Below are 1,131 nucleotides of genomic sequence, written 5' to 3'. Positions count from 1 at the left end.
AGGTCGACCGGCACCGCGCCGGCCGCCGCGCCGGGCTCACCCGCGCGCACGCCCGCCACGCGTGACGCCACCAGCGCGCGCAACCGCTCGCTCGTCGGCCCGAGGTTGGATGCGCCCGAGGCCATCGCGTCGTAGCCGCCGGCCGATGGGCGGGGGTGGAAGTACCGCTCGGAGGCGAACGCCTGGCCGATGAGCCGCGCGCCCACCACGTGGCCGTCGCGCTCGACCAGCCCGCCAGCGGCCCGCCGCGGGAACAGCGGCGCGACCATCGCCGTCACGAGCAGCGGGTAGAGCACCCCGGTGAGCACCAGCGTCACCAGTGCCATCCTGACCGCCACGCGGAACGCCGCCCTCACGCAATCACCTCGCCAGCCCGACGGCGACCAGCACGAGGTCGATCAGCTTGATGCCGACGAACGGCACGATCATCCCCCCGAGTCCGTAGAGCAGCAGGTTGCGGCGGAGCAGCGCGGCCGCTCCGACCGGCCGGTACGTCACGCCGCGCAGCGCCAGCGGGATGAGCGCCACGATCACGAGCGCGTTGAAGATGACCGAGCTCAAGATCGCGCTCTCCGGCGAGGTGAGGCGCATGACGTTCAGGTTCCCCAGCTCAGGGTGCCGCACCATGAACATCGCCGGGATGATCGCGAAGTACTTCGCGACGTCGTTGGCGATCGAGAAGGTGGTCAGCGCCCCGCGCGTCATGAGCAGCTGCTTGCCGATCGAGACGATCTCGATGAGCTTGGTCGGGTCCGAGTCCAGGTCGACCATGTTGCCGGCCTCTTTGGCGGCGGTCGTCCCCGAGTTCATCGCCACCCCGACGTCGGCCTGCGCGAGCGCCGGCGCGTCGTTCGTACCGTCACCGGTCATGGCCACGAGCTTGCCTTTGCCCTGTTCGGTGCGGATGAGCGCCATCTTCGTCTCGGGCGTGGCCTCGGCGAGGAAGTCGTCTACGCCGGCCTCGCGGGCGATGACCGACGCGGTGATCGGGTTGTCGCCGGTGATCATGACCGTGCGGATGCCCATCGAGCGCAGTTGGCCGAAACGCTCGCGGATGCCGCCCTTCACGATGTCTTTGAGGTGGATGACGCCGAGGACCCGCGCGTCCACTGCCACCGCCAGCGGCGTGCC

2 protein-coding genes are annotated in these 1,131 nt (G+C 70.4%); both read right to left on the bottom strand.

Translation table 11 applies throughout. The annotated features are described in order from the left end of the window. Positions 1–326, bottom strand: a 326-nt coding sequence (locus FDZ70_11155) for a potassium-transporting ATPase subunit C (GenBank protein TLM65389.1), incomplete at its 3' end; no start/stop codon positions are given. 34 nt (positions 327–360) lie between these two features. Continuing rightward, on the bottom strand, positions 361–1,131 hold a 771-nt coding region (locus FDZ70_11150), incomplete at its 5' end, for an HAD family hydrolase (GenBank protein TLM65388.1).

The organism is Actinomycetota bacterium (assembly GCA_005774595.1).
Lineage (GTDB): Bacteria > Actinomycetota > Coriobacteriia > Anaerosomatales > D1FN1-002 > D1FN1-002.
Note: the sequence above shows the minus strand (reverse complement) of the source record. Positions and strands in the feature narration are given on the sequence as shown.